Annotated in this window: 32 protein-coding genes; 19 read left to right on the forward strand and 13 right to left on the reverse strand. The window is 63.0% G+C overall.

Annotated features, from left to right (window positions below; genetic code table 11):
• Positions 1-18: 18 nt before the first annotated feature.
• On the reverse strand, positions 19-300 hold the full coding sequence (locus CEW89_RS07215) for a DUF2312 domain-containing protein (protein ID WP_066704474.1): 282 nt from the start codon (positions 298-300) through the stop codon (positions 19-21).
• A 170-nt stretch (positions 301-470) separates the two neighbouring features.
• On the opposite strand from CEW89_RS07215, the gene CEW89_RS07220 reads away from it, so the two are divergent.
• Together CEW89_RS07220 and CEW89_RS07225 are read left to right on the forward strand one after the other, a co-directional pair.
• Positions 471-686: a hypothetical protein gene (locus CEW89_RS07220; RefSeq protein ID WP_066704475.1), complete on the forward strand. Its 216-nt coding sequence runs from the start codon at positions 471-473 to the stop codon at positions 684-686.
• Between the two features lie 480 nt (positions 687-1,166).
• Positions 1,167-2,177, forward strand: a complete 1,011-nt coding sequence (locus CEW89_RS07225; RefSeq protein WP_096805434.1) for a phosphoadenosine phosphosulfate reductase — start codon at positions 1,167-1,169, stop codon at positions 2,175-2,177.
• A gap of 49 nt (positions 2,178-2,226) precedes the next feature.
• Here the strand turns inward: CEW89_RS07225 and ureG are convergent, their stop codons facing one another.
• Genes ureG through CEW89_RS07240 form a run of 3 tightly spaced genes read right to left on the reverse strand, consistent with a single transcriptional unit; the run spans position 2,227 to position 4,050 of the window.
• On the reverse strand, positions 2,227-2,841 hold the full coding sequence (ureG, locus tag CEW89_RS07230) for an urease accessory protein UreG (RefSeq protein ID WP_096805435.1): 615 nt from the start codon (positions 2,839-2,841) through the stop codon (positions 2,227-2,229).
• A 12-nt stretch (positions 2,842-2,853) separates the two neighbouring features.
• Positions 2,854-3,489, reverse strand: coding sequence for an urease accessory protein UreF (locus CEW89_RS07235; RefSeq protein WP_096805436.1), 636 nt, complete (start codon positions 3,487-3,489; stop codon positions 2,854-2,856).
• A gap of 6 nt (positions 3,490-3,495) precedes the next feature.
• Positions 3,496-4,050, reverse strand: coding sequence for an urease accessory protein UreE (locus CEW89_RS07240; RefSeq protein ID WP_096805437.1), 555 nt, complete (start codon positions 4,048-4,050; stop codon positions 3,496-3,498).
• 75 nt (positions 4,051-4,125) lie between these two features.
• Between CEW89_RS07240 and CEW89_RS07245 the strand changes: the two genes are divergently transcribed.
• Positions 4,126-5,325, forward strand: coding sequence for a hypothetical protein (locus CEW89_RS07245; RefSeq protein WP_096805438.1), 1,200 nt, complete (start codon positions 4,126-4,128; stop codon positions 5,323-5,325).
• A 42-nt stretch (positions 5,326-5,367) separates the two neighbouring features.
• The gene (locus CEW89_RS07250; RefSeq protein WP_096805439.1) at positions 5,368-5,694 is read left to right on the forward strand and encodes a hypothetical protein; all 327 of its coding nucleotides are present in this window, start codon (positions 5,368-5,370) and stop codon (positions 5,692-5,694) included.
• A 118-nt stretch (positions 5,695-5,812) separates the two neighbouring features.
• On the opposite strand, the gene CEW89_RS07255 is transcribed toward CEW89_RS07250, so the two are convergent.
• From CEW89_RS07255 to CEW89_RS07280, 6 genes are all read right to left on the reverse strand, one after another.
• Positions 5,813-6,037 (reverse strand): hypothetical protein, encoded by a 225-nt coding sequence (locus CEW89_RS07255; protein WP_096805440.1) that lies wholly within the window; start codon positions 6,035-6,037, stop codon positions 5,813-5,815.
• 159 nt (positions 6,038-6,196) lie between these two features.
• Positions 6,197-7,939 (reverse strand): urease subunit alpha, encoded by a 1,743-nt coding sequence (gene ureC / locus CEW89_RS07260; RefSeq protein WP_096805441.1) that lies wholly within the window; start codon positions 7,937-7,939, stop codon positions 6,197-6,199.
• A gap of 10 nt (positions 7,940-7,949) precedes the next feature.
• Positions 7,950-8,348, reverse strand: a complete 399-nt coding sequence (locus tag CEW89_RS07265) for a lysozyme inhibitor LprI family protein (protein WP_238379697.1) — start codon at positions 8,346-8,348, stop codon at positions 7,950-7,952.
• On the reverse strand, positions 8,345-8,650 hold the full coding sequence (locus CEW89_RS07270) for an urease subunit beta (protein WP_066703976.1): 306 nt from the start codon (positions 8,648-8,650) through the stop codon (positions 8,345-8,347). Before CEW89_RS07270 ends, CEW89_RS07265 begins: the two co-directional genes overlap by 4 nt.
• 39 nt (positions 8,651-8,689) lie before the next feature.
• Positions 8,690-8,992, reverse strand: a complete 303-nt coding sequence (locus CEW89_RS07275; protein WP_096805442.1) for an urease subunit gamma — start codon at positions 8,990-8,992, stop codon at positions 8,690-8,692.
• Between the two features lie 15 nt (positions 8,993-9,007).
• Positions 9,008-9,832 (reverse strand): urease accessory protein UreD, encoded by an 825-nt coding sequence (locus tag CEW89_RS07280; protein WP_096805443.1) that lies wholly within the window; start codon positions 9,830-9,832, stop codon positions 9,008-9,010.
• 162 nt (positions 9,833-9,994) lie between these two features.
• On the opposite strand from CEW89_RS07280, the gene pyrC reads away from it, so the two are divergent.
• The 15 genes from pyrC to CEW89_RS07355 all read left to right on the forward strand — a co-directional run bounded on the left by pyrC (position 9,995) and on the right by CEW89_RS07355 (position 24,302).
• The gene (gene pyrC, locus CEW89_RS07285; RefSeq protein WP_096805444.1) at positions 9,995-11,035 is read left to right on the forward strand and encodes a dihydroorotase; all 1,041 of its coding nucleotides are present in this window, start codon (positions 9,995-9,997) and stop codon (positions 11,033-11,035) included.
• Positions 11,036-11,050: 15 nt separating this feature from the next.
• Entirely contained in the window at positions 11,051-11,731 is a 681-nt protein-coding gene (locus tag CEW89_RS07290; RefSeq protein ID WP_066703992.1) for an orotate phosphoribosyltransferase, read from the forward strand.
• Between the two features lie 239 nt (positions 11,732-11,970).
• Positions 11,971-13,503, forward strand: coding sequence for a replicative DNA helicase (locus CEW89_RS07295; RefSeq protein ID WP_081423785.1), 1,533 nt, complete (start codon positions 11,971-11,973; stop codon positions 13,501-13,503).
• Between the two features lie 54 nt (positions 13,504-13,557).
• Positions 13,558-14,598 (forward strand): alanine racemase, encoded by a 1,041-nt coding sequence (gene alr, locus CEW89_RS07300; RefSeq protein WP_096805445.1) that lies wholly within the window; start codon positions 13,558-13,560, stop codon positions 14,596-14,598.
• A complete protein-coding gene (locus tag CEW89_RS07305) occupies positions 14,595-15,380 on the forward strand; it encodes an MlaE family ABC transporter permease (RefSeq protein WP_096805446.1) in 786 nt (261 codons plus the stop codon). Before alr ends, CEW89_RS07305 begins: the two co-directional genes overlap by 4 nt.
• Positions 15,377-16,126: an ABC transporter ATP-binding protein gene (locus tag CEW89_RS07310; RefSeq protein ID WP_066703998.1), complete on the forward strand. Its 750-nt coding sequence runs from the start codon at positions 15,377-15,379 to the stop codon at positions 16,124-16,126. Before CEW89_RS07305 ends, CEW89_RS07310 begins: the two co-directional genes overlap by 4 nt.
• Before the next feature lie 4 nt (positions 16,127-16,130).
• The gene (locus tag CEW89_RS07315; RefSeq protein WP_096805447.1) at positions 16,131-16,574 is read left to right on the forward strand and encodes a paraquat-inducible protein A; all 444 of its coding nucleotides are present in this window, start codon (positions 16,131-16,133) and stop codon (positions 16,572-16,574) included.
• Between the two features lie 53 nt (positions 16,575-16,627).
• On the forward strand, positions 16,628-17,998 hold the full coding sequence (gene radA / locus CEW89_RS07320; RefSeq protein WP_066704004.1) for a DNA repair protein RadA: 1,371 nt from the start codon (positions 16,628-16,630) through the stop codon (positions 17,996-17,998).
• A 33-nt stretch (positions 17,999-18,031) separates the two neighbouring features.
• A complete protein-coding gene (locus CEW89_RS07325; RefSeq protein WP_066704007.1) occupies positions 18,032-18,586 on the forward strand; it encodes a CvpA family protein in 555 nt (184 codons plus the stop codon).
• Between the two features lie 164 nt (positions 18,587-18,750).
• Entirely contained in the window at positions 18,751-20,223 is a 1,473-nt protein-coding gene (purF, locus tag CEW89_RS07330; protein ID WP_066704010.1) for an amidophosphoribosyltransferase, read from the forward strand.
• Between the two features lie 69 nt (positions 20,224-20,292).
• Positions 20,293-20,811, forward strand: coding sequence for a DUF2199 domain-containing protein (locus CEW89_RS07335; protein ID WP_096805448.1), 519 nt, complete (start codon positions 20,293-20,295; stop codon positions 20,809-20,811).
• A gap of 31 nt (positions 20,812-20,842) precedes the next feature.
• Positions 20,843-21,511 carry an SDR family NAD(P)-dependent oxidoreductase gene (locus CEW89_RS07340; RefSeq protein WP_066704016.1) on the forward strand — a complete coding sequence of 223 codons (669 nt, stop codon included), beginning with the start codon at positions 20,843-20,845 and terminating at the stop codon, positions 21,509-21,511.
• Between the two features lie 112 nt (positions 21,512-21,623).
• The gene (gene surE, locus CEW89_RS07345; protein WP_066704019.1) at positions 21,624-22,406 is read left to right on the forward strand and encodes a 5'/3'-nucleotidase SurE; all 783 of its coding nucleotides are present in this window, start codon (positions 21,624-21,626) and stop codon (positions 22,404-22,406) included.
• A complete protein-coding gene (locus CEW89_RS07350; RefSeq protein ID WP_066704022.1) occupies positions 22,406-23,047 on the forward strand; it encodes a protein-L-isoaspartate(D-aspartate) O-methyltransferase in 642 nt (213 codons plus the stop codon). The genes surE and CEW89_RS07350 overlap by 1 nt, the downstream gene beginning before the upstream one ends.
• Before the next feature lie 82 nt (positions 23,048-23,129).
• Positions 23,130-24,302 carry a LysM peptidoglycan-binding domain-containing protein gene (locus CEW89_RS07355; protein ID WP_096805449.1) on the forward strand — a complete coding sequence of 391 codons (1,173 nt, stop codon included), beginning with the start codon at positions 23,130-23,132 and terminating at the stop codon, positions 24,300-24,302.
• 102 nt (positions 24,303-24,404) lie between these two features.
• Here CEW89_RS07355 and CEW89_RS07360 read toward each other — a convergent pair whose 3' ends face one another.
• Genes CEW89_RS07360 through tatB form a run of 3 tightly spaced genes read right to left on the reverse strand, consistent with a single transcriptional unit; the run spans position 24,405 to position 26,576 of the window.
• Positions 24,405-25,247, reverse strand: coding sequence for an ATP-binding protein (locus CEW89_RS07360; RefSeq protein ID WP_096805450.1), 843 nt, complete (start codon positions 25,245-25,247; stop codon positions 24,405-24,407).
• The gene (gene tatC / locus CEW89_RS07365) at positions 25,237-26,124 is read right to left on the reverse strand and encodes a twin-arginine translocase subunit TatC (protein ID WP_096805451.1); all 888 of its coding nucleotides are present in this window, start codon (positions 26,122-26,124) and stop codon (positions 25,237-25,239) included. The genes CEW89_RS07360 and tatC overlap by 11 nt, the downstream gene beginning before the upstream one ends.
• The gene (gene tatB / locus CEW89_RS07370) at positions 26,121-26,576 is read right to left on the reverse strand and encodes a Sec-independent protein translocase protein TatB (protein WP_096805452.1); all 456 of its coding nucleotides are present in this window, start codon (positions 26,574-26,576) and stop codon (positions 26,121-26,123) included. The genes tatC and tatB overlap by 4 nt, the downstream gene beginning before the upstream one ends.
• Positions 26,577-26,609 lie beyond the last annotated feature (33 nt).

Here is a 26,609-nt window from a genome sequence, read left to right on the forward strand (position 1 = left end):
AACCTCGGAACAGGCGCCTCAGCGCATGCCCAGAGCTTCCCGATACATTTCAAGGATCGCCTCTTCCTCGGCGATCTCGTCGGCGGTCTTCTTGCGCAGCGCAATGAGTTTGCGCATCGCCTTGGTGTCGTAACCGCGCCCTTTGGCTTCGGCCATCACCTCTTTCTGCTGATCGGCGATGTCCTTTTTCTCAAGCTCAAGCCGCTCGAAACGCTCGACAAACTGGCGCAGCTCGTCCGCGGTGACGCGGTAGGAGGCGTCGGGGCCGGAGCTGTGGCCGGATTCGATATCGTCGTCCATCATGATAGAAACCTTCCTCGGATTTTATGCTCTTATCTGCCCCGATCCCTACCCGTCCGATGACGGTGAGGCAAGTCTCGGAAACGCCTCTGCGCGCTTCCGTGCTTGCCTGACGCGACCCGAGGCGTTAGGCGGTCCCGAAGGATGGCCGACAAGCATGGGAGATGAACATGGGCGCATTGATCTGGGGCGGCGTGGTGTTGACGCTGATCGGCGTGGGCCTCTTGGTCTATTGCATCGTCGCGGCGATGAAAGCCAGGAAACTCGGCGGCTCCGACGAGGACATTCGCGCCCGCCTGCAAAAGGTCGTGGCCCTTAATCTGGTGGCGCTTCTGGTCTCCGCCATGGGGCTCGGTGCGGTGACCATCGGCATCATTCTCGGCTAAGGCCATCTGCTGCAAGACATCTGTCCTGAACCCCGTTTCCTGAGCCGGTTTCTACCGAACGGCGCAGGTTGGGTTGGAGCCCATTTCTGGGATTTCTGTATTCTGTCGCCCCCTGTAGAATTCCGGAAACGGGGCCTGGAATCAGCCAGCCAAAAGCCGAGTCGCCCCGGGCGGCATGCGCTAAACGGATGCCCGTTCCACCCTGTCCAATTTCGTCACAATTTCCGACGCCAGGCGACCAAACTGCCCGAAAATCGCACATCGTTTCGCAACCGGTAACAGTCGCGCGAAAGACAGAGGAATTCCTTTCCCTCGCCGTCGAAAGTGCTAGTTTGGATAATGCAACAGTAACCATTTCGGCCTTCTCCTGCCCCAGAGCCCCGGATCACCGGTCCGGCACCATGGGGCTGACAGAGGGCCTTTTAACGACCGCGCAAAGCCCTCGCAGAGACCGGGGCCACGAGCATGAGGAGACGTCTTATGAGCCAAGCCGAGACCGCGCTACAGACCGCCATCCGCGACGTTCAGGACATTTCCGATCTGCCCCGTGACGAATGGGCCGAGGCGCTTGAGGAATTCTGTGAAGAACACGGTTATTACGAACCGCTTGGCGACCGCTTCGCCGCCGCCTTCCTCGACGAAAAACCTCGCCTCCTGGTCAGTTTCGACACGTTCGAACAGGCGACCGAGCGCAATGACAAGGGCTATCCCACGGGCATGATGCTCGCCGCCCGGCATGGCTGGTCCTCGCTGACGCTCATGGCCAACGATCTCGACCCGAAAGACCGCTGGTTCCGCTCGAAAAACATCTACCGCTATTTCGACCGCCTTGTGGACGACGGCTTCTTCGAGGATTTCGATCAGGTCGTGTTCTACGGCGCAGGCGCCTGTGGCTATGCCGCGGCGGCCTATTCCGTCGTCGCCCCCGGTACGACCGTCATCGCCATCGCGCCGCAAGCCACGCTCGACGGGCGTCTGGCAAGCTGGGACCGGCGTTTCCCGAAAACCCGCCGGATGGATTTCACCAGCCGCTACGGTTTCGCCCCCGACATGGTCGACGGGGCGGAGAAGGCCTTTGTGCTCTATGACCCGCGGGTGAGCGAAGATGCGATGCATGCCGCGCTGTTCAACCAGCCGCATGTCAACCGCATTCCCTGCCGCCTGTTCGGCACCGACCCGGAATTCGAGATGCTCGAAATGGGCGCGCTCGCCCCGATCCTCGAGGCCGCGATTGATGGCAAGCTAGATCAGCGCGCCATCACCCGTGCGTTGCGCAAACGCCGCAATCACCTCGGCTATCTGCGCCGGCTCCTGGCCGAAAGCGCTCCCAAAGCCCGGCCCTATCAGACCGCGCTGCTGTGCCGCCATGTGCTGCGCAACCGCAAATACGCCCCGCGCTTCCGTAAGGCCTATGACATCGCGCTCGAAGTGCTCGAGGAGCGCAACATCACCCTGCCCGAGCTGGAAACGCCGTTTCAGGAAAACGCCTGACGGAGCCCGGCGGTCTCTCAAAAGACCGCCGTTGTCTCAGAGGTTGGCCTTAACCGAGGCCACCTTCCTCCTCGACGAACCGCACGATCTCGTCCACCCCTTCGCCATGGCGCAGCGCCGCCATGACATAGGTGCCTTGGCCCCGCGCCCGCTTGGTGTCTTCCTCGAGCAACGCCCGGTCGACCCCCACATAAGGCGCCAGATCCACCTTGTTGACGACCAGAAGATCGGAGCGCGTCACTCCCGGCCCGCGTTTGCGCGGAATGTCCTGTCCGGCCGCCGTGTCGATCACATAGATCGTCAGATCCGCCAGTTCCGGCGAAAACGTCGCCGCCAAATTATCGCCGCCACTCTCGATCAGGATCACGTCCAGATCGGGAAATTTTTCCGACAGGTCGGCCACGGCGGCCAAGTTGATCGAGGCATCTTCGCGGATCGCCGTATGCGGACAGCCGCCGGTTTCCACGCCGCGAATGCGCTCCATCGGCAGGATTTGTTGGCGCATCAGAGCCTCGGCATCCTCGCGCGTATAGATGTCATTGGTGATGACCGCGATGGAATACTTCTCCGACAGCGCCTTCGCCAGCGCCCCGGTCAGCGTCGTTTTCCCCGCGCCCACCGGCCCGCCAATGCCAACGCGCAACGCCCCGTTCGGTGATGCCATGTCTGCCTCCTGTTATGTCTTGAAAATCCGCACATCCATGTCCTCATGACGCGCCGCGTTGAGATCGGCGGCAAACGCGCCCGTCGACAGCCCGTCGACCGTCGCGCCCAGCGCCTCTTCCGCCACCCTGTCGATCCGCTCGTGCAGCTCTGAGAGCACGCTTTGCCCCGCCGCTTGCCCGAGCGGAATGAATCGCACACCTGCGGACACAAGATTCGAGGTAAAGCTATGAAGGTAAAGCGAGATCACCGTTTTTTCAGAAAGCCCGAGACCGCGCGCCGCCTCGCCCACCGCCACCGGCAACGCCCGCGCCGGGCGCTTGGGGCCGCCCATCTCCGCCACCGTGCGCGCAAAGGCTGTACCCTGTTCAAATGTCTCCGCCCAGCGCTCTTTCGACCCCGCCAGAGCCTCCGCCAGTACCGCCATCTCATCGGCATCCGCGCCGTGCAGCACCATGGATAACAGCCAGGCATCCGCCCGTCCGCCGCCACGGGTCAAGACCGCGTCGAGCCAGCCCCGAAGCCCGGTCGCATCGCGCACCTGCCCGTCGCTGATCGCCAGTTCCAGCCCATGCGAATAGGCGAACCCGCCCAGCGGGAAAGCGGGCGAGAGCCATTGCGTCAGCGTCAGAAGCGCGCGGTCCGTCATGTTCGCTCAATCATGATGATGGTGGTATTCATGATCATGCGCGTGATGGTGGTCATGGGAATGGTCATGTCCATGAGAATGCCCGTGGGCATGGCTGTGCCCGTTATCATGCCCCCCATGATCATGACCCATCGTCCGGCCGTGGCCATAGGCCCCGCCCTCCGGCGTGAACGGCGCCACGATCTCAGTGACTTGCGCGCCAAGCTGTTCCAGCATCGCTTTCAAAACCGGATCGCGTTGGATCACCAACCTGTCGGCGGCAATTTCACAAGGCGTATGCCGGTTGCCGATGTGCCAGACATAGCGCGTCACCGTCTCGCCGGTCACCGCATAAAGCTCTTCCTCGGCGGCCCGCACCCCGATCACCGTGCCGTCTTCGCAGAGAAAGCCGTCGCCCTCGCCGATCGACACCGTCTGCGGCAGATCGACGAACACCGTCAGACCGCCCTCGGTCACCAGTTTCTTGCGCCGCAGAAGCCGCTGATCATAGGTCAGCGCAACGTGATCCGTGGCCGCCGCGGCACCAGCTTCGCTGAGTTCATAGGCTTTCAAACCGCTCATTTCTCATCCTCCTGCCGGGAATTGGGACTTTCTTAACCGACTCGCCCCCAAATGTAAGGCAAGGAGATCCTGCCCATGCGTCTTTCGTCATTCGATCATAGCACCCCCGACGCCCCTTTCGAGGCCGTCGACGCACTTTTCACGCTGCGCGCCGAAATTGCCCGGCTGCGGGAGCTTGAAGCGGAATTATGTGATGAAATTCTGACCTTTGCCAGTGAGCAGGGCTGTGACAAAGTGCTTGGCGCCGGGCGCATGGCGGTGATCGAAACCCGTCGCCCCCGTCGCATCGCGCCCGAATATCTGCCACAGGAGTCGCTGCTGAACCCGGATATGTTCCGCGTATCCGAGGAAACCGTTGTCCTTCTGGCGCCGCGCGCCACGGGCTCCCTGGCGACACAGCCTGTGTCCGACGACATGAGCCGCGCTGGCCTCGACGCCGGGGACGCTGACACGCCCCCCGGCGACCTCCCGTTTATCACCCGCTCAGAAAGCCTCTTCGACCCGGCCATGGAGACCGACACGGAGCAGACAGCGCAAGAAGTGGCGGAGCCGATGAGCGACCAGCCCGCCACGTCCCACGACCTCGCGGCGGAGGTCATCAAGGACCCGTCGGACACCGTCGCGAGGCTCGCGGAGCCGGACAGTCCGGTCGCCGAAGTCGCAGGGCATCTTGCGGAAGCACCGGACGCAAACCCTGCCATCATACGCACCATCGGCGCCCCCCTCGGCCCGAAAGACGGCGCATCGAACCACACGCTCGAGACTTCGGAATCCGGCGCGGAGATGGCTGCGGAGGATGCAGTCGACGACATCATCGACGACACCTCCCCTGCCGCGTTCATCGCCGATCCGGGAAGCTCGGAAGAACCGGCGATCAGCGCGACGCTCGTCCCCGAAACGCTCTGCGCTTCCGATCCTTTCGTGCAGGCCGAAGATCCCTTCGGACTGAAATCGGCATCGCCGCGCGCGGCAAGCCCGGAGCTCCCCCCGGTTGAGGCGGCAGATGCGACCGAGGGCGCAACCCCGCGTGACCTGCGCCCCACGGGACATGCCGATTTGCAACCTCTCGCCGGGCTTCAGGAAGAGATCCTGGCCCGGATGCAGGCGGATGCCGACGCGCCGCTCCCCCCGGCCACCCTGCCCGACGCGCTCGATCTGGCCCGCACGCTCGAAGCCGAAGCCGATCTCGGTTTCGGACAGGATGGCATCGCAGATGACGACACCCTGCCCGCCGCCTTTTCAAGTCGCCGCCTCGCGATCGGAGGTGACGGTTGACATCCCCCTATTCCAACCCCTTTCTCCAGAAGGAAAAAGACCATGGATATGTCCCTCTCTCCCGTTGATGAGCTGGCCCGCCTGCGCCGCAAAATCGCGGAACTGCGCGCTCGCGAGGCCGCGCTCGAAGCCGGTTTCATCTCCTCCTGCGCCTCCGGTCGGTATCACGGCCTGACCTGTGACCTCGTGGTGTCCCACACCGCCTATCAGGTCTTCGACATTTCGAAACTGCCGCCCGACACGCTCGGCGACGATCTCTATTACGCGACCAAACAGGTCACTTCGATCCGCATCGAAGAGCGTGAGGACGACGCCTTGCCCGCCGCGCTCAACGCACCTCAGATCATGCCGCTGCTTTCACGCCCTTAAATCGCAGGCCGCAATCACGGGCCGAAATCCTGCCTTACTGAACGCGGCCCAAACGGCAACGAAGCTTCGTCCACACCCGCCGCACACGGCGTCGGAACCGTCGCGGTCAGCACGTCCGTCAGACGCAAAACAGATCCCGGAACACGTAATGCGGGATGCGATCACGGGTGATGCCCATGGCCAGCAATTCCTCATCGCTCAGTGCATCGAGCCGGGCCAGTTCCCCAAGCCGTTTGCGGCGCACGGCATAGGCGTTCACCCCCTGCCCCAGCGTGGCGAAAAACAGATCGAGCCGCGCCCGCAAACAGGGCGTCAGGATTGCGATATTGGCAACATGCTGCATGGAAACCTCTTTGATACGGGTTTCCTCCCTGTGCTTTCAGGCTACAGGAATTATCTGAACAAACAATTGAACCCTGCGCGCGACCGAAGCTTGATGCAACACCCGCCGGATCGAAGACGGGGCTTGCATGTTTTCTGGGCAGTTACGCCGCCTTCCGTATCAGAACAGGAAGTACCTCTGCGCCATCGGCAATTCGGTCGCCGGTTCACAGGTCAAAAGCTCTCCATTGGCCCGCACCTCATAGGTCTCAGGGTTCACCTCGATCTCGGGCGTCGCGTTGTTCATCACCATGGAGGATTTGCCGATGTTGCGGGTGTTCTCCACCGCGAGCGTCTGCTTGGCGAGACCGAGCTGCTTGCCGATGCCATCGGTCTGTGCCGCCTGGGACACGAAGAGCACGGCAGAGTTTTCCACAGCGCGTCCCATCGCCCCGAACATCGGTCGCGTGTAAACCGGCTGCGGAGTCGGGATCGAGGCGTTCGGATCACCCATCTGCGCCACGGCAATCGAGCCGCCCAGCAAAACCATCTCAGGCTTCACGCCGAAAAACGCCGGCGACCAGATCACCAGATCCGCGCGTTTGCCCACTTCGATGGAGCCGATATGCTGGCTCATGCCATGCGCAATCGCCGGGTTGATCGTGTATTTCGCGACATAGCGCTTGACCCGTACATTGTCATTGTCGCCGGTCTCATCCGACAGGCGCCCGCGCTGTTTCTTCATTTTATCAGCGGTTTGCCATGTGCGGATGATCACCTCGCCCACACGGCCCATCGCCTGACTGTCCGACGAAATCACCGAAAACGCCCCCATGTCATGCAGAATGTCTTCCGCCGCAATCGTCTCCTTGCGAATGCGGCTTTCGGCAAAGGCTACGTCTTCGGGGATCGACTTGTCGAGGTGGTGACAGACCATGAGCATGTCGAGATGCTCTTCCAGAGTGTTCTGGGTAAAGGGCCGCGTCGGGTTCGTCGACGAGGGCAGGATGTTCTCATGCCCCACCACCTTGATGATGTCCGGCGCATGGCCGCCACCCGCGCCTTCGGTGTGATAGGCGTGGATCGTCCGGCCCTTGATGGCCGCCAGTGTGTTTTCCACGAACCCGCTCTCGTTGAGCGTATCCGTGTGGATCATCACCTGCACATCCATGTCATCGGCCACCGAGAGGCAACAATCAATCGCGCCGGGCGTCGTCCCCCAATCCTCATGCAGCTTAAGCGCCGCCGCCCCCGCCTTGACCATCTCGACAAGCGCACCGGGTTGCGAGGCATTGCCCTTGCCCGCGAGCGCGATGTTCATCGGCACACCGTCCAGTGCCTGCAACATCCGCCCGAGATGCCAGGGCCCCGGCGTACAGGTCGTCGCGAGCGTGCCATGCGCCGGCCCCGTGCCGCCGCCCAGCATACAGGTCAGCCCGGAATGCAGCGCATCCTCGATCTGCTGCGGACAAATGAAGTGAATATGGCTGTCAAAGCCCCCCGCCGTGATGATCCGCCCCTCGCCCGCAATCGCCTCTGTGCCCGGCCCGACGATGATATCGACACCCGGCTGGGTATCCGGGTTTCCGGCCTTGCCGATGCCCGCGATCCGCCCGTCCTTCAACCCGATGTCGGCCTTGTAAATCCCGGTCACGTCGAGGATCAGCGCATTGGTGATCACCGTATCGACGGCACCCTCGGCGCGGCTTTTCTGTGACTGGCCCATACCGTCGCGAATGACCTTGCCCCCGCCGAATTTGACCTCCTCGCCATAAAGCGGAGCATTCCTGCCCCGGCCCGCAAGCTCTGAGGTCAGGTCACGCTCAACCTCGATGATCAGATCGGTATCGGCCAGCCGAACCTTGTCGCCGGTGGTCGGACCGAACATGTCGGCATAAGTGGCGCGGGAGATTTTTGCAGGCATCTTGTCCCTCTCAGTTCATCTCGTAAACGGCGCGGATGTCTTCGGTCCGCCGCCGTGTGACAGTCTCAAGACAGCGCGCCACGATCATCGGTTCCATCGAACCGCCGCGCACCAGAAATCCGGTCGCTTCACAGACCTTGTCGCGATAGGGGAGCCACGCCCGCTGCGCCTCGCGCAGCGTATCCTCGGCACCGCGCAGGTCCTCCGACAGGCCCAGATCCCACTCTTTCGCCACCGCAATGGCGTTCTGATAGGCCAGGTTCAGATCCTCATCCGCCGCCCTGTAATCGCGCCCGGCACAGATGTTCATATCCATCTGGGTCATCGCATTTGCACAATCGACCTCGGCCTCCTGCGCCAGAACGGGAGACCCCAGAACGGCCAGCGACATGAGTACAAACCGGATCACAGCTTACCCATGATCTTCTGGTTGAACCCGTACACCTCGCGCGCACCCGCCAGAGGCACAAGATCGACCTCCCGCGTCTGCCCCGGCTCGAACCGCACGGCCGTGCCTGCGGCAATATCGAGGCGCTTGCCCTTCGCCGCCGCACGGTCGAACGCCAACCCCGCGTTGGTCTCATAGAAATGGTAATGCGAGCCGACCTGCACCGGGCGGTCGCCGGTGTTGGACACGGTGATCGTCGTCACTTCCGCCCCCGCGTTCAGCTCGATCTCGCCGTCCTGAATGAAATACTCACCGGGTATCATCGGCGCGCCTCCTGCTTTCTGATGGTCCAAATACTCAAGTCAACGGATCGGGTGGTGCACGGTCACAAGTTTCGTCCCGTCCGGGAAGGTCGCCTCCACCTGCACTTCGTGGATCATCTCCGGCACGCCGGACATACACTGATCCTTGGTGATCACATGCGCCGCGGCCTGCATCAGTTCCGACACCATCTTGCCGTCGCGCGCGCCCTCGACCACGAAATCGGTGATCAGCGCGATCGCCTCCGGGTGGTTCAGCTTTACACCGCGTTCCAACCGATTGCGCGCCACCATGGCTGCGACCGAGACCAGCAGCTTGTCTTTTTCTCTCGGCGTCAGGTTCATTCCCGTCCCTCGCTGTCACATTTGCCAGACACGCGGCAAATCCGCCTGTCTGATCGTCTTCAAAACCTGTGCCACATAGCGGCGCAGAGGATAGCCATCGGGTGCCATCGCCCGGATCACCAGCTTGCCGTTCCAGCCGGACACCCCGGCGGAGACGTTCTCATGCTGTATCGGTTTGACCAGATCGGCAAGCGCTTCCGCCCCCGGTGCGAACAGCCCCACGGTGGCAATCGCCCGCGCCCCCGACAAAAGCGCCGGATTGTCCCGGAGCGCCAAAAGCCCGGCGTCGATCTCCAGCGGTTCGATGAATTCCAGCCGTCCGGCCCGATGAATTTCCCGGCGATCCGACAGGTGCAGCGTCTCGATGGTCTCCCCCATCGCCGCGCGTCCCAGAACCACCATCTCGGAGAACAAAAAATGCGCATCGCCCGCGATCTCCGCCGTCGTCCGGCGCGTCAGCCGCGCGGTCTCGAACAGGATCGTCTCCTGCGGCAACCAGTCGAGCCGCGCCCCCGCCCCGGCATGGAGGCTCACGGACACTTCGGCATCCGCCCCACCCGCGACAGAGGCATAAGCGCGCTCGGCGGTCTGCGTCGTGCCGATCAGCGCCCCGTTTGCTTCGACCTCAAGCCGGTAATCCAGCCGGTCCCCGGCGGTCAACCCCCCGGATGTATTGAGAAAAACCACCTCAGGAACGGCGCTGTGCACCTTCGGTAACATCGCCTTGGCGGAGCCCTGTTGATACAAATCCTTCAGTCCCCGCGCCCCCATCACCACATGGGCACGCCCGCGCACGCGCTGCAAGCGGGCGGCATCACTGGCATGGGGCGTGTCGAGCATGAAATCCTCCGGGTCGGCCTCGACCCTAGCCGCGCGCAGCGGGGGGCTTCAATCCCGGAGCGAAACACCGGGGCGAAAAACTGACCAGTGGCTTAAAAAATAAGCGCAACCGGGGCCCCGCACCATCTGGCGCTTTGTCCCGGATCGCGCTAAGGCAAGGCCATGACCGACACACTCACGCTCCGCCGCCCCGACGACTGGCATCTGCATCTGCGCGATGGCGCGATGATGGAGGCCGTTCTGCCCGAAACCGCGCGCCATTTCGCCCGCGCCATCGTCATGCCGAACCTCGTGCCCCCGGTGGTCACCGGCGCGGAGGCTGCGGCCTATCGCGAGCGCATTCTCAAGGCCAATCCGGGCCGCGGCACCTTCGAGCCGCTGATGACGCTCTATCTCACCGAGGCAACCGATCCCGAGGACGTGGCCGCCGCCCATGCCTCCGGTCTGGTGAAAGCCGTCAAACTCTACCCGGCGGGCGCGACGACCAACTCCGCCTCCGGCGTGCGCGATTTCGACAAGGTGCGCCCCGTGCTCGAGAAAATGGCCGAGATCGGCCTGCCGCTCTGCACCCATGGCGAGGTCGTCACCCCCGAGGTCGACATCTTCGACCGTGAGGCCGTGTTCATCGACACCGTGCTCGACCCGATCCGCCGCAAGACCCCCGGCCTGCGCGTGGTGATGGAGCACATCACCACCAAGGACGGCGTCGATTACGTCTCCGCTCAGGGCGATGACATGGGCGGCACGATCACCACGCATCACCTGGTGATCAACCGCAACCACATCCTCGTCGGCGGCATCAAACCGCATTACTACTGCCTGCCGGTGGCGAAACGTGAAACCCACCGCCTTGCCCTCGTCGCTGCGGCGACCTCGGGCGACGCGCATTTCTTCCTCGGCACCGACAGCGCCCCGCATCTCGATCACGACAAGGAAAGTTCCTGTGGCTGTGCCGGGTGCTTCACCGCGACCAACACCATGTCGATCCTCGCCGAAGTGTTCGAGCGCGAAGGCAAACTTGAAAACCTCGAAAAATTCACCTCGGTGAACGGGCCGAATTTCTACCGCCTGCCGCTCAACGAGGCGACGATCACGCTCCGCAAGGGCGCGCCCGTCACCTACCCGGCCAAGATCGACAGCGCCAATGGTCCCGTGACCGTATTCGACCCGCAGATGCCGCTCCACTGGAGCGTGGACGCCTAAGACGAAGGACCGATCATGATCCCCTCCTCCTTTCCCGATCAAACCGAAATCGCCCGTCTGACGGCGCGCATGCTCCTGGAAATCGGCGCGGTGAACTTCCGCCCGGAAGAGCCCTATATCCTCGCCTCCGGTCTGCCCTCGCCGACCTATATCGACTGTCGCAAGCTGATTTCCTTCCCGCGCATCCGCTCGACGCTGATGGATTTCATGGCGATCTCGATCATGCGCGAAGCGGGCTTCGAAGCGTTCGACAACATCGCCGGCGGCGAAACCGCGGGCATCCCCTTTGCCGCGCTGGTCGCCGACCGTCTCGGCCTGCCGATGACCTATGTGCGCAAGAAACCCAAAGGCTACGGTCGCAACGCCCGGATCGAAGGCGAAATGTCCGAGGATCAGCGCGTGTTGCTGGTCGAGGACCTGACCACCGATGGCGGCTCGAAACTCTCCTTCGTCGACGCGATCCGCGACACCGGCGCGACCTGCAACTGGACGGCGGTGATCTTCTACTACGGCATCTTCCCGGACACCGAAAAGCGTCTGGCGGATCACGGCGTCAAGCTGATCAGCCTCTGCACCTGGTGGGACGTACTCGAAGAGGCGAAACGCCAGAAAACCTTCGACGCGTCGGCTCTGGCGGAGGTCGAGCACTTCCTCGGCGCGCCGCATGCCTGGCAGGAAAAGCACAAGAAAGCCTGACCCCCGGCCTGTTGCGAAAAATTTCAGCGCCGCCCCCGTGGGCGGCGTTTCGCTTTGGCCTCAGGCAGTTATCCGCCATGCGACAGCGCAGCGGAGTTTTCCACAGGTTATACATTTTGAAACCCGTGCCCCAGCCGGGTAATCAGGACGGACCGCAAGCAGGACGCGACTCGCGGGATCAGGCAGCAGCCCGACTCGGCAGCCGCCAAAATCAGATGAAGAGAGCAGGAACCGGACGCATGAGCGAAATCGCCAATCTTCAGGATGTGCGCAACCACGACGGTGAGGCCACGCCTCCCGCGAAGGGGCTCGTGATCACGCCTTACGCGGGCGCTGTGCCGCACAATATCGAGGCCGAGCAACAGCTTCTGGGCGCGCTTCTGACCAACAACGACGTGTTCGACAAGATCGCCTCGATCATCTCGCCCGAGCATTTCTTCGATCCGGTTCACAAGGATATTTTCGAGAAAGCTTCCGAGCGCGTGTCGAAAAACATGCTGGCCTCGCCGGTGACGCTCAAGGCCTATATGGAGGATCACGAGGGGCTGCGCGAGCTGGGCGGTCCGGCCTATCTGGCGCGGCTCGCGGCCTCGGCGATCTCGACCTATGCGGTGCGCGATTATGCGCAGTTGATTTACGATCTGTTCCTGCGCCGTCAGCTCATCGAGCTGGGCAATGAAATCTCCGGCTCCGCCGCCTCCGGGTCTGACTCGCGCGACCCGAGCGAACAGATCGTCGCCGCCGAACAGCGGCTCTATTCTCTGGCCGAACAGGGCAAGGGCGAAACCGGGTTTACCTCGTTTCTCTCCGCCGTGACCCAGGCCGTGCTGAACGCCAACGCCGCCTATGAACGCGGCGGCGGCATGGCGGGGATTCCCACCGCACTTGTGGATCTCGACAAGAAAATGGGGGGTCTGCACCCCTCCGACCTGATCATCCTCGCCGGGCGTCCCTCGATGGGGAAAACCTCGCTTGCGACCAACATCGCCTTCAACATCGCCAAGGCCTACAAGAAAGGCACCCTGCCCGACGGCAAACAGGGCGCAGTCGAGGGCGGCGTTGTCGGCTTCTTCTCGCTCGAGATGAGCTCCGAACAGCTCGCCGCGCGTATTCTGGCTGAAGCCTCGGAGATTTCGTCGCACAAGATCCGACAGGGTGACATGACGGAGGACGAATTCCGCCGCTTCGTCGATGCCGCCAAGACCCTCGAATCCTGCCCGCTTTACATCGACGACACGCCCTCGATCCCGATTTCGCAGCTTGCCGCCCGCGCGCGCCGCCTGCAACGGACCCACGGGCTCGACCTGCTGATCATCGACTACCTGCAACTGGTGCGCGGCACGTCGCGGACCGAGGGCAACCGGGTGCAGGAGATCGGCGAAATTTCCATGGGTCTCAAGGCCATCGCCAAGGAACTCAACATCCCGGTGATTGCGCTCTCGCAGCTCTCCCGGACGGTGGAATCCCGCGACGACAAACGCCCGCAGCTCTCAGATTTGCGCGAATCCGGCTCCATCGAGCAGGACGCCGACGTGGTGATGTTCGTTTACCGTGGCGAATATTACAAAGAGCGCGAAAAGCCCGATGACGACAATCTCGAAGCCATGGAAAAATGGATGCAGGACATGGAGCGCCTGCACGGCAAGGCCGAAGTCATCCTCGGCAAGCAGCGTCACGGGCCTATCGGCACCGTCGAGCTGTCCTTCGAGGCGCAGTTCACCCGCTTTGGCAACCTCGCCAAGGAACTTCATAACAATTTCGACTACGAGTAAGCCCCGCACCGAATAGCGCTTGCGACTCTCGGCGGCGGCGGCCAATAAACACCCATGGGCACCTCTACTCTTCATATTGATCTCGATGCGCTCGCCGCGAACTGGCGCGCGCTCGACAAGCTCTCCGCAGACACGGTGGAAACCTCTGCGGTGGTCAAGGCCGACGCTTACGGGTTGGGGGTCGGCAAGGTCGCCCGCGCCCTGATGCGCACCGGCGTGAAATCCTTTTTCGTCGCCGCCGCCGAAGAAGGCGTCGTGCTGCGCGAGGCGGTCGGACCGAAACCCTGGATCGGCGTTCTGGGCGGGCATATGCCCGGCGACACCGACATGATCGGCGACATGGGCCTCGTCCCCATGCTCAACTCGCTCGACCAGATCACCCGCCATTTCGAAGCGCTGCCGGGCCGTCCTTTCGGCATCCAGCTCGACACCGGCATGAACCGTCTCGGCCTTGAACCCGTCGAATGGGACGCGGTGAAGGATCTGGTGATGAAGGCGAAACCCGATCTCGTGATGAGCCATCTGGCCTGTGCCGATGAGCCCGAGCACGAGATGAACGCCTATCAGCTCAAGAATTTCCGCGAGATGACCGACGGGCTCAAAGTGCGTCGTGCGCTTGCAGCCACCGGCGGCATCCTCTTGGGGCCGGACTACCATTTCGATCTGGTGCGCCCCGGCATCGGCATGTACGGCGGCCTGCCCTATGAGGACGGCAAACCCGTCGTGCGCCTCGAATGCCCGGTGATACAGACCCGCGATGTGCAGCCCGGCGAAACGGTCGGCTATTCCAACATGTGGACCGCCGAAGTGCCCTCGCGCATCGCCACCGTGGCCTGCGGTTACGCCGATGGCATCACCCGGCTGATCTCTAACAAAGCCGTGCTGTTCGATGGCGAGACCCCCTGCCCGCTCGTCGGCAAGGTCTCGATGGACCTGATCACCGTGGACATCACCCATCTCGATCAGGTGCCGCGTTCGCTCGATCTTCTCTGCGCGCATCAGACTGTCGACGATCTCGCCACCATCGGCCAAACCATCGGCTATGAAATCCTGACCTCGCTCGGCGCGCGCTATCAGCGCCGCTATATCGGATGAGCGTGATCGCCCGGCCTCTGGCCGCGCTTGGCGCGGGCGTTTTGTCCGTGCTGGCAACGGTGGGCCGGGTGGGGCTTTTTGCCCTCGCCGCCTTTCGCCATATCCTGACCCCGCCGTTTTACGCCCGTGAATTCCTGCATGCCCTGCTGCACGTCGGCTATCTGTCGCTGCCCGTCGTCGGCCTCACCGCCGTCTTCACTGGCGGCGCGCTTGCGCTTCAGATCTACGCTGGCGGCGCGCGGTTCTCCGCAGAGCAAGTCGTGCCGCAGATCGTGGCGCTTGGCGTCGTGCGCGAACTCGGCCCGGTGATGGTCGGATTGATGATGGCCGCCCGCGTCACCTCCTCAATCGCCGCCGAGATCGCAACGATGAAGGTCACCGAGCAGATCGACGCTTTGGTGACGCTCTCCACCGATCCGATGAAATACCTGACCGCGCCCCGCGTCTTCGCCGGTCTCGTCACCGTGCCGCTTCTGGTCTCAGTGGGCGATGCCATCGGCGTGTTCGGCGGCTGGTTCGTCTCCGTGCAGTCGCTGGGTTTCAACCCCGCGGTTTACCTCAAGAACACGGTCGATTTCCTTGAACCGAACGACATCGTTTCCTCGCTGGTCAAAGGCGCGGCCTTCGGCGTGATCGCCACGCTGATGGGCTGTTATTTCGGGATGCACTCGGGGCGCGGCGCGCAGGGCGTGGGCCAGGCGACGAAATCCTCCGTCGTGGCCGCAGCCGTCTTGATCCTCGCCGCCAACTTCCTTTTGACACAGGCGTTTTTCGCGACATGATCCGCCTTCACGACGTGCATAAGGCCTTTGGGGCAAAAGAAATCCTGCGCGGCGTCGATCTCGATGTCGCCAAGGGCGAGAGCTGTGTCATCATCGGCGGCTCCGGCACCGGCAAATCCGTGGCGCTGAAATGCGTTCTCGGGCTGATCACCCCCGATCAGGGCACGATCATGGTCGATGGCGAAGACATCACCAAGACCGGCGACCGCGATGCCTTCCTCGCCCGCTTCGGCATGTTGTTCCAAGGTGCGGCCCTGTTCGACAGCCTTCCGGTCTGGCAAAACGTCGCTTTCCGGCTGTTGCGCGGCTCGCTCAAGCGCCCGCGCGCCGAAGCCAAAGAAATCGCCATCGAGAAGCTGCGCCGCGTCGGCATGGGACCCGATGTGGCCGATCTCTTTCCCGCCGAGCTGTCCGGCGGGATGCAGAAACGCGTGGGCCTCGCCCGCGCCATTGCCGCCGATCCGGAGATCATTTTCTTCGACGAACCGACCACCGGCCTCGACCCGATCATGGCCGGTGTGATCAACGAGCTGATCCGCGAGATCGTGGTCGAAATGGGCGCGACCGCCGTCACCATCACCCATGACATGACCTCCGTGCGCGCCATCGCCGACAAGGTCGCCATGCTGCACCGGGGCAAAATTCGTTGGCACGGGCCGGTCTCCGAGATGGACACAGCCGACGATCCTTACTTGCGCCAGTTCATCACCGGCTCCCCGAACGGTCCGATCGAGACGCTGCGGTAGGGCCATGACCCCGCTCCGCCTCGCCAATCTCGCGCTCCTGATCCTCTTCCCCATCGCATGGGTTGCACCGCTGATGCGCGCAGGATTGTTGCCGCTTTTTGGCCTTTCGGAAATTTCCGTCCTTTCGGGCATCGTGAGTCTCTGGGACAAGGACATTCCGCTAGCCCTCGTGGTCATTTTCTTCGCCCTGATCGCCCCCATCACCAAAGTCATCGCGCTCGAAGGACTACTTTCCGGCCGTCTGCCTGCCCGCGTGAAACCATGGCTGTTTCGGCTCGGGCGTCTGGCGATGGCCGATGTGTTCCTGGTTGCGATCTACATCACCCTCGCCAAGGGCATCGGCGTCGGGCGGGTCGAAGTGGGTTGGGGGTTGTATCTGTTCACGTTTTGCGTGCTGGCGAGCCTCGGATTGAGTATTTTTGCAGCAAAGGAACAAGAGACCGCTTGAACCGGCGGGGCTTGAACGACTAGAACGAAGCAAGAACAACCCGGGAGCCGCAGATGGCCAAGGCACAGAAGAACTTCGTTTGCTCCAATTGCGGGGCGGTGACCAACAAATGGTCCGGGCGCTGCGACGGCTGCGGCGAGTGGAACACGATCTCCGAGGAGAAACCGCTCTCCTCCGCCGGGCCGACCACGAAAACGCTGGGCGGCATGCGCGGCAAGGAAATCCCGCTGACCACGCTCGCCACAAAAGAGGCGCCGCCGCCACGCACCGCCTGCGGGCTGGAGGAATTCGACCGGGTTCTGGGCGGCGGGCTTGTCCCCGCTTCGGCCATTCTGGTGGGCGGCGATCCCGGTATCGGCAAATCCACGCTTCTTTTGCAGGCGGCCGCCCGGTTTGCAGGCGCCGGTCTCAAGGTGATCTACATCTCCGGCGAGGAGGCCAGCGCGCAGGTCCGGATGCGGGCGCAGCGGCTTGGGCTCGAAGAGGCTGCGGTACAGCTCGGTGCGGAAACCAACCTGCGCGACATTCTCACGACGCTTGAGGCGGAGCGGCCCGATCTGGTCATTATCGATTCCATCCAGACCATGTGGGCCGACAATGTCGAAAGCGCGCCGGGGTCGGTGTCGCAGGTTCGCGCCGCCGCGCACGAACTTGTGAGCTTTGCCAAAACCCGTGGCGTTTCCGTCGTCCTCGTCGGCCATGTGACCAAGGAAGGCCAGCTCGCAGGCCCCCGCGTGGTCGAGCATATGGTCGACACCGTGCTCTATTTCGAAGGCGAGCGCGGGCATCAGTTCCGGCTTTTGCGCGCGGTGAAAAACCGCTTCGGCCCCGCGCATGAAATCGGCGTGTTCGAGATGACCGGTGACGGGCTGTCCGAGGTCACCAACCCCTCCGCGCTGTTCCTGTCCGAACGCGACCAACCCGCCCCCGGATCGGTGGTTTTCGCGGGAATTGAGGGCACAAGGCCGGTTTTGGTGGAGTTTCAGGCCCTCGTCGCCCCCTCGCCCCACGCTCAGGCCCGGCGCACGGTGGTGGGCTGGGACGGCTCGCGTCTTGCCATGATCCTCGCCGTGTTGGAGGCGCGCTGTGGCATTCCCTTTGCGGGGCTCGATGTCTACCTGAACGTAGCGGGCGGCATGAAGGTCTCCGAACCCGCCGCCGATCTCGCCGTGGCCGCCGCCCTTCTCTCGGCCCGCGAAGACGCCGCCCTGCCGAAAGATTGTGTGGTTTTCGGGGAACTTTCTCTCTCCGGCAGTCTCAGACCGGTCGGTCAAACCGAAAACAGGTTGAAAGAGGCGCGAAAACTTGGTTTTTCCTCGGCCATCGCCCCGTCGCAATCGAAAGCGGGCGAAAACAGCGGCATGGCGATCCGTCAGATGAGCGATCTGGTGGGCTTTGTCGGAGAGGTCTTCGGCGCGGGCTGACGCGTCCCCGGAAAAATAACAAGTGAGGCGCCCATGGACGGCTTTACAATCATCGACGGCATCGTGGCGCTGGTCATCATCGTCTCGGCGCTTCTGGCCTATTCGCGCGGCTTCGTGCGTGAAGGCATGGCGATCGCTGGCTGGATCGTGGCGGCCATTCTCGGCTACATCTTTGCCCCCAAGGCCGTGCCACTGGTCAAGGAAGTGCCCTATCTGGGCGATTACATCGCGGGGTCCTGCGAATTGTCGGTGATCACCGGTTTCTTCGCGGTCTTCGCCCTGGCGCTCATCATCGTCTCCGTCTTCACGCCGCTGTTCTCCTCCGCCGTGCAACGCTCGGCTCTGGGCGGCATCGACCAGGGGCTCGGTTTCCTGTTCGGCGTGGTGCGCGGCATCGTGCTCGTGGCCATCGCGCTGGTGATCGTGGATCGCGTCTCCACCGGCGATCCGATCGACGTGCTGGAGAACTCCCGCACCGCCAAGGTCTTTGCCCGCTCGCAGGACAAGATCGACGAGAGCCTGCCGGACAGCGCGCCGGACTGGATCACCCAACGCTACGAGGCCCTGGTCTCGACCTGCACCGAATGACAAAGAGGGCGGCCCGAGGGTCGCCTTTTTCATATCCCGCCCGATATGGCCTCCCTTTCACAGAGGGTGTGACGAAAAGCTATGTGATCCTTTCGTGACACTGGCGTCCTGAGGGCTTAAAGGAGGGGCGAAAACGCCCGCCACAGGATTCGGAGCCAGGCTTCATGCGCACCATGCCCCCGTCTCACCCGTTCGACGATGACAAGCTCAAAGAGGAATGCGGCGTCTTCGGCGCAATCGGCGTCACCGACGCCGCCTCCTTCATCGCGCTCGGCCTTCACGCCCTGCAACACCGCGGTCAGGAAGCGGGCGGCATCGTCACCTACGACCCCGAGGCCGGATTTCACTCCGCCCGCCGCTTTGGCTATGTCCGCGACAATTTCACCTCGCAAAAGGTGATGGAAACCCTGCCCGGCTCCATCGGCATCGGCCATGTCCGCTATTCGACCGCAGGCTCCAAAGGCACCACCGCAATCCGCGACGTGCAGCCCTTCTTCGGTGAATTCGCCATGGGTGGCGCGGCGATTGCCCATAACGGCAACATCACCAATGCCGAGGCGCTGCGTCGCGAGTTGATCGAGCGCGGCTCGATTTTCCAGTCCAGCTCCGATTCCGAATGCATCATTCACCTGATGGCCCGCTCCCTGCAACGCAACATCCCCGAGCGGATGAAAGACGCGCTGCGCCGGGTCGAGGGCGCCTTCTCCGTCGTCGCCATGACCCGCACCAAACTCATCGGTGTGCGCGACCCGCGTGGCGTGCGCCCGCTCGTATTGGGCAAAGTCGGCGACAAAGGCTATGTGCTGTCGTCCGAGACCTGTGCGCTCGACATCATCGGCGCCGAGTTTGTCCGCGAGATCGAGCCCGGCGAAATGGTGGTGATCTCCGACAATGGCAAAGTCACGAGTTCGAAACCGTTCGAACAGCAGGCGTCGCGCTTCTGCATCTTCGAACATGTCTATTTCTCCCGCCCCGACAGCATCCTCGAAGGCCGCTCGGTCTATGAGACCCGCCGTCAGATCGGCGTGGAACTGGCGAAAGAGGCCCCCGTGGATGCCGATCTCGTCTGTCCGGTGCCCGACAGCGGCACGCCGGCGGCCATCGGTTTTGCCTTTGAAAGCGGTATCCCCTACGGCATGGGCATCATCCGCAACCAGTACATGGGCCGGACCTTCATCGAGCCGTCCGAACAGATCCGCAACATGGGCGTGCGTCTGAAACTCAACGTCAACCGCGCGCTCATTCGCGACAAACGCATCATCCTCGTCGACGACTCGGTGGTGCGCGGCACCACCTCGCGCAAGATCAAGGACATGCTTCTGGACGCCGGCGCCGCCGAGGTCCATTTCCGCATCGCCTCTCCGCCCACCATGTGGCCCTGTTTCTACGGCGTCGACACGCCGGATCGGGACAAGCTTCTGGCCGCCAAAATGTCGGTCGAGGAGATGCGCGAATATCTCGGCGTCGACAGCCTTCAGTTCATCTCGCTCGACGGGCTCTATCGCGCCGCCGGTGTGGCTGCGGGCCGTGACCCGAAAGCGCCGCGCTATTGCGACGCCTGCTTCTCCGGCGAATATCCGGTCGTGCCCTCGGACATGATCGCCAAAGGCTTCGAGATGAAAACGGCGGCGGAATAACGTCGCCGCCCGCAGGCGCCCTGCAAGGGGTCCGACAAAAGTCCGACAGAAAGCCGACGGAAATCCGACATGGCAAATTTGCTCGATCTCGATCCCCGCTGGCGGGCGCTCACCGACCCGGAGGGCGCCTTTGGCGGCGTGATCGACATCGGCTTCGATCACCCGTCCGAGTGGCTCCATGAGCCCCGTGGCGATCAGCCCTTCGTCAAGGCAGGCGAGGATCAACTGGCCTCCGAGCTCTGCCGTCTGGGCAACAAACGCTACCTCCGTGCCACGCTCGCCCTGCCCATTCGCGGCTCGGACGAGGCGCTGATGGTGGCGCTTTGGGCCGAGGTGCCGCACCCTGCGTTCTACGCCTATCTCGAACTGTTGGACGGCGGCCCCGTGCCCGCCGAGACACCGGCAAGCCTGGCCAACGATCTTTCTCCCATGGCCGCGCTGAACAGCGCCGTGACCCTCACCTTCGGCGACGGCGCTGCGCGCCCACAGGTGGAAGCGATTGAGACCAAAGAAATTTCCCTCGACCAGCTTCTCGATCTCTACGAGGCCACCGGGACACTGGATCGCAGCGCGCTCAAACCCACTTGACGCAAGCCCCCGCAAACGCCACACCGCTGTCATGACAGAGAACACGAAAATCGCCCTCATCACCGGCGCCTCGCGCGGCCTTGGTTTCTTCCTCGCCGAAGCGCTCGCGCCCGCCTATCACATCGTCGCCGTCGCCAAGACCACGGGCGCGCTTGAAGAGCTCGACGACCGGATCAAGGCCCGTGGCGGTCAGGCGACGCTTGCCCCCATGGACATCACCAACCCGGACGCCATGGCGCATCTCTGTCGCGGCATTTACGACCGCTGGGGGCATCTCGACCTCTGGGCGCATACCGCTGTTTACACTCAGCTTTTGTCGCCCGCCGACCATATGGACCCGAAGGATTTCGACCGCACGATGAATACGAACGTCATCGCCACCGGTAAGCTGATCCCCATGGTCTCGCCGCTTCTGAACATGGCCGCGACGCCGGGCGATGTGCTGTTTTTCGACGATCCGCATGCGGGCGAAAAGTTCTTCGGCGCCTATGGGGCCTCGAAAGCCGCGCAGATCGCCATGGCGAAAAGCTGGCAGGCAGAAACCGCACAGGTCGAGAAAGCCCCGCGCATCCATGTGCTGACGCCCGCACCGATGCCCACCGCGACACGCGCGCGGTTCTTCCCGGGCGAGGACAAATCCGGCCTCACACACCCGCGCGACGAGGCCCCGCGTCTTCTGAAACAGGCCGGGCTGCTCTGAACCGGTCAAAACCCGGCTTTTCCAAGGTTTCAGCGGCTCTTTTGAGGGCCGTGGCTTGCCGCGATTCCGTGCCTGCTTTAAGGAGGAAAGCAAGACAACAGAAAGCGGCCCCATGCGTATTTTGATCACCAATGACGACGGCATCAACGCCCCCGGCCTCAGGACGCTCGCAGCCATCGCGACCGAGATCGCCGGCCCCGGGGGCGAGGTCTGGACCGTCGCACCGGCCTTCGAACAATCCGGCGTCGGCCATTGCATTTCCTACGCCAATCCGACGATGATTTCCGAACTCGGCCCCCGCCGCTGGGCCGCCGAGGGATCGCCTGCGGATTGCGTGCTCGCGGGGTTCCACGACATCCTGCCGGGCCGTCCCGATCTGGTGCTTTCCGGGATCAACCGGGGCAACAATGCAGGCGAAAACGTCATGTATTCCGGCACCATAGGTGGTGCCATGGAGGCCGCGCTTCAGGGCGTGAAAGCCATCGCCCTGTCGCAATTCCTCGGCCCGCGCAATTACGAAGCAGAGGACCCGTTCGAGGCTGCCGCCGTCCATGGCGCACGCGTCATCCAACATCTTCTGGACCATGCGCCCTGGGGCGAGGAAGATTCTTACCGTTTGTTCTACAACGTGAATTTCCCTCCGATCCCGGCCTCTGATGTGAAAGACATCCTCGTTGCCCGCCAGGGTCGGCGCAAGACCGCGGGCTTCGTGATGGAAGGACAGGTGTCTCCGACGGGGCGGCGGTTCCTCTGGGTGCGCGGGTCCGAGCAATCGGTCGACACCGGCCCGGGCACCGATGTCACTGCCAATCTCGAGGGCCATATCTCAGTCACACCGATGCGCGCCGATCTGACCGCCCATGATGCGCTCGCCGCTCTGGAGGCCGCCCTCTGATGGCAATGGATGCCGAAACCCAGATGCAATTCCTCTACACGCTCCGGTCCAAGGGCGTGACGGATGCGCGCACGCTTTCGGCGATGGAAAAGGTAGACCGGGGCGATTTCGTCAAAGGCCTGTTCACCGCCCGCGCCTATGAGGACATGCCGCTGCCCATCGCCTGCGGCCAGACCATTTCGCAGCCCTCCGTCGTCGGCCTGATGACCCAGGCTTTGAACGTGCAACCGCGCGACAAGGTCCTGGAAGTGGGCACCGGATCGGGCTATCAGGCCGCGATCCTGAGCCACCTCGCCCGCCGCGTCTATACGGTCGACCGCTATATCCGACTGGTGCGCGAAGCCCAGGCGATCTTCGACCGGCTCGGCATCGTCAACATCACGTCGATGCCCACCGACGGCTCCTTCGGCCTGCCCGATCAGGCGCCGTTTGATCGCATCCTTGTGACCGCCGCCGCCGAAGACCCTCCCGGCCCCCTCTTGGCGCAGTTGAAAACAGGCGGTATCATGGTTCTGCCGGTAGGTCAGTCCGATGCCGTGCAGAGCCTGATCAAGGTGACGCGGCTGGAAACGGGTTTCGATTACGAAGAACTGCGCGCCGTGCGTTTCGTGCCCCTCGTCGAGGGGATGGGTCAGGAGTGAGCGTGACACAGAACCAGCGTCACGAATGTAAAAAGGACAAAGCTTCCATGAGAGAGGCGGGGTCCGAACCGAGGACAGAGCCATGACGATTTCCCCTTCCCGCCAGACCCTGCGCCTGATGTTTGCCGGCTGTGCCGCTCTGGCGCTGACCGCCTGCGACAAGCCGATCGACTTCGATCTTCGGGGCATGACCGATGCGTTCTCCACCGCGCCCGCCGCGAATGAGGCGAAAACCGTGGCGAAACCGACGCCGAACGCGCAGGGCATCATTTCCTATCCGAATTATCAGGTGGCCATCGCCAAACGCGGCGACACCATCGCCTCGGTCGCGGCGCGCACCGGCCTGCCTGCCGGAGACCTTGCGCGCTACAACGGCATCACCGAGGACGTCACGCTCCGCGAAGGCGAAGTGATCGCCCTGCCCCGCCGTGTCGACGGCGGCGCCACACGCGCGGGCACCATCGCCACGGGCGAGCGCATCGACATCACCGCACTGGCTGAAGAAGGCCTCAGCAATGCCCAGACCGGCCAGACCAAGACAACCACCACGATGACACAGGCGAAGGCCTCCGATCCCATCGAGGGCATGGAACCCGTGCGTCACCAGGTGCAACGCGGCGAGACCGCCTATTCCATCGCCCGCAAATACGGCATCTCCGTGCGCGCGCTCGCCGACTGGAACGGGCTCGGCTCCGATCTCGCCGTCACCGAAGGGCGTTACCTGCTGATCCCGGTGAAGGCCTCCGAAGTGACGACAGCCCCCGCCGAAACCGAACCGGGGCAAGGCTCGCCAACGCCGACGCCGCCTTCGGCCTCCGAGCCGCTGCCCGATCCGGCCGCGGCCCAGCCCGCGCCCGCGACGACCAAACCGGCGGCCGATCTCGGCGCGACCCAGACCAGCACCACCTCGGAAATGACGAAACCCGTCTCCGGCGCGATCATCCGCGATTACGACAAGACGAAATCGAAATTCATCCTCTTCGCCGCCACGGCCGGAACCCCGGTCAAAGCCGCGAAGGACGGCACGGTCAAGCTGATCTCGACCAATGCCGACGGGGTGAAAATCATGGTCATCGACCATGGCGGCGGGTTGCAGACAGCCTATAGCTTCATCGACGACATCGCGGTGAACAAGGGCGACAGCGTCAAACGCGGCCAGACGATTGCCAAAGTGACGGCCAACGAATTCAACGCCTTGCAGTTCATGGTCTTCAAGGGCACCCAGACGGTCGACCCGACGCCCTACCTGAACTGATCGGGATTGAGTATTTAGACCATCAGAAAACCTCATGAAAAACCCCGATGTGCTTCACACATCGGGGTTTCGTTTTTTGAGGCTTTCTGATGACTCATATACTCAGCCGAGTTTGATGCCCTTGCGTCCAGCCAGATCGGTGAAGAACTGCCATGCCACACGGCCCGACCGCGAGCCGCGTGTCGCCTGCCATTCGATAGCTTCGGCGCGCAATGTCTCATCGTCGATCTCGACGCCGTATTCCGTGCAATAGCCCCGGATCATCGCCAGATATTCATCCTGCGAACAGGGATGGAAGCCGAGCCACAGCCCGAAGCGATCAGACAGGGAGACCTTTTCCTCCGTGGCCTCGGAGGGGTTGATCGCAGAGCTGCGCTCGTTCTCGATCATGTCGCGCGGCATCAGGTGGCGGCGGTTCGAGGTGGCATAGAACAGGACGTTGTCGGGGCGGCCTTCGATCCCGCCGTCGAGCACCGCCTTGAGCGATTTGTAATGCTCGTCGTCATGGCTGAACGACAGGTCATCGCAGAACAGCACGAAACGATACCCGGAGCCACGCAGCAGATTGAGCAGACGCGCCACGGAAGGCAGATCCTCGCGCTGCATCTCGACGATCTTGAGCGGCGTCCCCTCGGCATTCACCGCCGCATGCACCGCCTTGACGAGGGAGCTTTTCCCCATGCCCCGCGCGCCCCAGAGCAGCGCGTTGTTGGCGGGGAGGCCTCGGGCAAACTGGCGGGTGTTGTCCAGAAGCGTATCGCGCGACCGGTCCACCCCGATCAGGAGCGAAATATCCACACGGGAAACCTTGCTGACGGGCTGAAGCGCGTCCGGATCGGTTTGCCAGACATAGGCGTCGGCAGCGTCGAAATCCGGCGCGGCCAGAGGCGCGGGCGCCATCCGTTCCATCGCCTCGGCGATTCGTTTCAGGAGCTTAGTCTTCATCGTCGAACTCGGAAAACAGGTCTTCGTCTTCGTCCAGAACACCGGCGGCGCGCAGCTCAGCGGTGCGTTTCTTTTCGACGCGGGCGACGAGGAAGATCGAGATTTCATAAAGGCCGTAAACCACGGTGAAGAGAATGAGCTGGGTCGTCACATCCGGCGGCGTCACGAGGGCAGCGACGGTCAGGATGCCGACAACGGCATATTTCCGGGTCGAGCGCAGCCCCTGTGCCGAGGCGAGGCCAGCCTTGCCCATCAGGGTCAAGAGCACTGGAAGCTGGAAACACAACCCGAAGGCCACGATCATTTTCAACGTGATATCAAGGCTTTCGTTGACCTTACCGTTGAACACGATGTCGATGCCCGTGTCCTTGGTCGCGGTCGCCACATCGCCGCCACTGGTCACCAGCGCCCCCACAAAGGACGGCAGATCGGCAAAGCCAAGGAAAAAGGTCATCGCCAGCGGCACGACCACGAATTGCGCAAAAGCCGCCCCCATCAGGAAGAGCACCGGGGAGGCAATCAGGAACGGCAGGAAGGCGTTTTTCTCGTTCTTATACAGCCCCGGCGCGACGAAACGCCAAAGCTGATAGGCGATCACGGGGAAGGCCAGCGCCAGACCGCCCACCATGGAGATACGGATCAGCGTGAAGAAATATTCCTGCGGCGCGGTGTATTGCATCACCGGGTTCGGGTTGCCCAGAGACCGCATGGTTTTCTCGATCGGGATCAGCAGGAAATCGAGGATCGGCCCCGCCACGGCGAAACAGATCACCATCGCGATGATGAACGCCAACGCTGCGCGAATGATCCGCGTACGCAATTCTGCGAGGTGTTCGATCAGCGGCGCGCTGCTGTCGTCGATGTCGCTGTCGCTCATGCTTCGCCGTCCTTCTTCGCCTGCTCTTCGGCATCCAACTCGGCCTGAAGCCGCTCGGTCGCCTTCTTCGCCGCCGCATCGGAGATTTTCTGGGCGGCTTCGGCCCGCTCCGGGCTCAGCTCGTCTTTCTGGAGCGCCGTCGTCTTCGCCGCGGCCTTGCCGTCCGCCGCTTTGGTCGGGTCCCATTTCTCGAACTTGTCGGCGGCTTCATTGAGCTTGTCGAGGCCGAATTTCTTCGGATTGGCCGCGCCCTTCAAAGCGTCCGCCGCCTCTTTCACCCCTGTTTCATCGGCCGCTGCCTCCATCGCACGGGAAAACTCGCGTGCCATGGATTTCGCCCGCGCCGTAAACCGCCCGAGCGTGCGGAACATGCCCGGCAGGTCTTTGGGGCCGACGACGATCAACGCCACGACCCCGATGATCAGAAGTTCCGACATGCCGATGTCAAACATCCCGCACCGCCTTGTCTAAAAGCCACGCCAACG

Origin of the sequence: Celeribacter ethanolicus (genome assembly GCF_002407265.1) — a bacterium.
Classification (GTDB): domain Bacteria; phylum Pseudomonadota; class Alphaproteobacteria; order Rhodobacterales; family Rhodobacteraceae; genus Celeribacter; species Celeribacter ethanolicus.